The organism is Candidatus Alcyoniella australis (assembly GCA_030765605.1).
Lineage (GTDB): Bacteria > Lernaellota > Lernaellaia > JAVCCG01 > Alcyoniellaceae > Alcyoniella > Alcyoniella australis.
The window spans coordinates 1-4,267 of record JAVCCG010000013.1 but is presented as its reverse complement, the minus strand read 5'-3'; the positions used below and the strand labels follow the sequence as shown (position 1 = coordinate 4,267).

Below are 4,267 nucleotides of genomic sequence, written 5' to 3'. Positions count from 1 at the left end.
GTCTGACGCGGCGGGGTCGAGGCGGTCCAGTCCAGCAGCGCCAGGGCGTTTTTCGAAAACACGTACTCCTCGCCGTTCACACTCACCCTACCCTCCACCGGCAATCCGGCGGATTTGTATGTGTAGTGGAAGCCGTACATCGATTGGCGGCTGACGGTGGAAACGCCGCTGCCCGGCTCGCGATAGACGATCTCGCCGCGCAGCGCGTCGCCGAAATCAACGCTCAGCGCGCGACTGCCATCGACGATCGTGTTGCGGGCGCAGATCCGCGATTTGCCCTTGCCGATGCTGCTCTCGCCGTCAATGGGCGATGCGGAGAACTGCGTGTTTTTAGCCAACGGCTTCTTGAGGTTGAACTCGGTGATCTTGTTGGTGCGGCGGTCGAAAGCATAGGCGAATCCCGAACCCAGGTAGTGCAGGTTCACCACCGCAGCGCCGAGCACCATGTTCTCGTCCATCGCGCCCACGAACTGCCAGCGCTTGAGCAGTTTCGACGCGCCGGCTTGGCTTGCGGTCCAAGGCCATCGCCCCAGCCGCGTGTAGTCGAAACGCTCGAGGTTCAGCCGCTCGATCGGTCCCAGAAAGCTGCCGAAGTTTACGTTGCCCTGCTCGTCGATCAATTCGGCGGGAGGCGTGCTCGGATCTTGCTGTGACATTTTTCACTCCGTTGCTCGAAGACTAATAACAATGAGCGATCAATATAATCGAATCGGGCGTCGAGCTAAACAGCGCTTGCCCGATCCGCAGGGCGGACTTTTATATGCAATGCGATGACGGATTGGCTATACTTTTAGGTTAATCGACATCGTCCGCTGAACCCAGAGGGAAGCTAAGCATGTTCACAGTCAAGATCGGCGATACGCAATACAACTGCCAAGATCTGGCCACGCTCACATCCTGGCTTGGAGAGGGCCGAATCAGCGTCAGCTCCGACGTTTACGACCACGCGGCCTCGCAGTGGAAAAAGGTCGGGGCGTTGATCCCCACGCCGTCGGTTCCCGCGCCGGCGCCGCTTGCACCCCAGCCGTCGGTTGTACCCCCCAATGCCGGTTGCGCCGCAGCCCGTAACGGTCGTTACCGGACCCAAGCCGGTGGGCGCGATCCGCAGCCCCGGAATTGTGATCCTGCTGATTTTGGTCACCTGCGGGATTTACGGCATCGTCTACTACTACAAGACCTTTGAGGAGCTGCGGAACTGGCGCGGTCAGGGTTGGAGCGGCGGGCTGTACCTGCTGTTCACGTTCCTGCTGCCGTTCATGACCTTCGCCATCCCCTGGCTGCTGCCGGCCTACATCGGTCGGATGTACGCCGAGGACGGTCAGCCCAAGCCGATCACCGGCAACTCCGGCTGGTGGATCTTGGTGCCCATCGCCGGCGGCATCATCTGGCTGGTGGTGCTGCAAAATCGACTCAACGAGTTCTGGGCTTCTAAAGGGGCGCAGGCCTAAGGGGTAGAGCCCGTAAAACTCACGCAGCACTGAAACTGGGTGGGTAATAACGACCAGGGAAATATGCGAGCCTTGCTGCGGCTTAACGCCGCCCCCACCCTCAGCCTTGTTTGCGCTCGATCTTGGCCCACGAATCGCGCAGGGTCACGGTGCGGTTGAACACCGGCTTGCCCGGTCCGCTAAGGCGGGTATCAACGCAGAAGTACCCCAGGCGTTCGAACTGGAAAAGCTCGCCCAGATCGGCCTGAGCCAGGAACGGTTCGACCAGGCAGCCATCGAGGATCTGCAACGAGTCCGGATTGAGCGTCTCCTTAAAATCGCCTTTGGCCTCAAGCGGATTTTCGACCATGAACAGCCGGTCGTAGAGCCGCACCTGAACCGGCTTGGCATAATCGGCCGAGACCCAGTGCAGGGTGCCGCGTACCTTGCGGCCGTCCGGCGAGTTGCCGCCGCGCGATTCGGGGTCCCAGGTGCAGCGTAGCTCGATCACCTCGCCGGTCTGCTCGTCGTGCACTACCTCGTTGCAGGTGATCAAGCAGGCGTAGCGCAGCCGCACCTCGCTGCCCTTCGTCAGACGCCGCCACTTCCTGGGCGGCTCCTCGCGGAAGTCGTCGCGCTCGACAAAAATCTCGCGGGTCAACGTCAGCTCGCGCGATCCCTGGCTGAAGTCCTCGGGAAAGAACGGCGCGTCGAAGCGCTCGACCTGGCCCGGCTCGATGTTGGTGATCACCACCTTCAGCGGATCGAGCACAGCCATCAGCCGCGGCGAACGTACGTTGAGGTCCTCGCGCAGACAGTGCTCGAGCAGCGCCACGTCGACCATGCTGTCGCGTTTGGCCACGCCGATGCGCTCGCAGAAATTGCGGATCGCCTCGGCCGTGTAGCCGCGGCGGCGCAGGCCCGAGACCGTGGGCATCCGCGGATCGTCCCACCCGTCGACCACCTTGTCCTCGACCAGTTGCAGCAGCTTGCGCTTGCTGACTACCGTGTGGCTCAGGTTGAGCCGCGCGAACTCGATCTGCCGCGGCGGATCGGGCAGTTCCAGGGCTGAGGTGAACCAGTCGTAGAGCGGGCGATGGTCCTCGAACTCCAGGGTGCAGATCGAGTGCGTGATTTTCTCGATGGCGTCGGACTCGCCGTGGGCAAAGTCATACATCGGGTAGATGCACCATTTGTCGCCGGTGCGATGATGCGACTGGTGCAGCACGCGGTAGATGATCGGGTCGCGCATGTTGATATTGGCCGATTCCAAATCGACCTTGGCCCGCAGTACGCACTCGCCCTCTTTGAATTCGCCCTGGCGCATTTTTTCGAACAGCTCGAGGGTCTGGGCGATCGGACGCTCGCGATAGGGGCTGGCAACTGCCTTGCGGTAGTAGTCGCCGCGGCCCTGCTTAATTTGTTCCGGGGTCTGCTGATCGATGTAGGCCAGGCCCTTGTTGATCAGCACCAGCGCCCACTGGTAGAGCTGGTCGAAATAGTCCGAGGCGTAGAACTCGCGCTCGTCCCAATCGAACCCGAGCCAGCGCACGTCCTGCTTGATCGACTCGACGTACTCGGTCTCCTCGGTGATCGGGTTGGTGTCGTCGAAGCGCAGGTTGCACGTGCCGTTGTAGCGCTTGGCCAAGCCGAAGTTGAGGCAGATCGATTTGGCGTGGCCGATGTGCAGATAGCCGTTGGGCTCCGGCGGGAAGCGCGTTGCCACGCGGCTTTGATTTTTTCCCTGGGCCAGGTCCTGGTCGATGATCTCGGTGATGAAATTGCCTGTTTTCGCTGATTCGACGGATTCCTTGCCATGGTCACACATTTGACTGCTACTCCCGAATGTCATTCTTTCGACTTCCCAGGGCCTGGTGGCCGGGACTTGCTCAGGATTGACCCTCAGCGGCGCTTTGAACCGGGCGCGGCGCCATTCAATGGGTAAATGAGAAGCGTATTTTAGTAGCGCTTAACGCGCTGCGCAATGGGGTCAGCGGATGCTGGGGCCGAAGATTACGTCCCAGCCGATTTTGAAAATGTTGAAGTTGCGGCGCAGCACCGGCCATTTGATCTCGCGGCCGTCGCAGATCGTGTCGGCCGAGGCGTCGCGCACCTTGTGGCGGATACGTTCCAGCTCAGCCTCGCGCTGATCTTCGGGTAGCAGCATGATCTGGTCGATCTCGCGTTTGACCTCCAGGGCCAGCCTGATCCGCGCGTCGATCTTGGCAAAGGTCGGCTCGTCGATGAACCCGGCCTCGCCCTTGATGCGATTGAGGCGCAGGGCCGCATCGTAGGTCGCCTCGACGATCTGGTCGCGGTCCATGGCGTCGGTCTCGTAGTTCAGCGTGTACTTCCAGCTCGGCTGCAACAGCGCCTGGCGGTGGCTCTCCAAATCGCGGAACAGAATCTTGTAGCCGAAGCGCTCGGCGTTCTCGAACCCCACAGTCCCCGGATCGAGAAACGGCGCCAGGGGCGAGACGAACATGTTCAGGCGCGAGTCAAAGCGCGCGGCCAGGCGTTGCGCGTAATCCATGGTCTGCTCGACCGACTGGCGGGTTTGCCGGGCCAGTCCGGTCATGAAGTAGACGTCGAATTTGCGGCAGCCGTGATCCAGGGCCAGCTCCACCGAGGCCTCGAAGTCGTCGCTGGTGTAGGGCTTGCCGTTTAACGCGCGTAGCTCGTCGTCGTGGGTCTCGGGGCTCATCTCGATGTTGAAGTTCTCAAAGGTCTCGGCCAGCAGCTGGACGTACTCGGGCTGTGCGCGCCAGAAGAACTCGGTCACCACGTGGTTCTTGATCCCCTCGGGGCGCAGCGCCTCGAGCACCTGCCGCGCGTAGCTC

The 4,267-nt window shown here is 61.5% G+C and carries 4 protein-coding genes; 1 reads left to right on the top strand and 3 read right to left on the bottom strand.

Annotated elements, in window-relative coordinates; all coding sequences use genetic code 11:
• On the bottom strand, positions 1-656 hold a 656-nt coding region (locus P9M14_01240), incomplete at its 3' end, for a DUF2804 family protein (protein MDP8254350.1).
• 387 nt (positions 657-1,043) lie between these two features.
• Between P9M14_01240 and P9M14_01235 the strand changes: the two genes are divergently transcribed.
• Positions 1,044-1,448, top strand: a complete 405-nt coding sequence (locus tag P9M14_01235) for a DUF4234 domain-containing protein (protein ID MDP8254349.1) — start codon at positions 1,044-1,046, stop codon at positions 1,446-1,448.
• A gap of 100 nt (positions 1,449-1,548) precedes the next feature.
• On the opposite strand, the gene P9M14_01230 is transcribed toward P9M14_01235, so the two are convergent.
• Together P9M14_01230 and P9M14_01225 are read right to left on the bottom strand one after the other, a co-directional pair.
• Positions 1,549-3,255, bottom strand: a complete 1,707-nt coding sequence (locus tag P9M14_01230) for a glutamine--tRNA ligase/YqeY domain fusion protein (GenBank protein ID MDP8254348.1) — start codon at positions 3,253-3,255, stop codon at positions 1,549-1,551.
• A 162-nt stretch (positions 3,256-3,417) separates the two neighbouring features.
• The coding region (locus P9M14_01225; GenBank protein ID MDP8254347.1) for a hypothetical protein at positions 3,418-4,267 on the bottom strand (850 nt) is incomplete at its 5' end.

Excerpts from the sequence above, each read along its gene's own strand:
- P9M14_01235 (MDP8254349.1), top strand. The coding sequence starts at position 1,044 with ATGCCGGTTGCGCCGCAGCCCGTAACGGTCGTTACCGGACCCAAGCCG.
- P9M14_01230 (MDP8254348.1), bottom strand. The coding sequence starts at position 3,255 with ATGTGTGACCATGGCAAGGAATCCGTCGAATCAGCGAAAACAGGCAAT.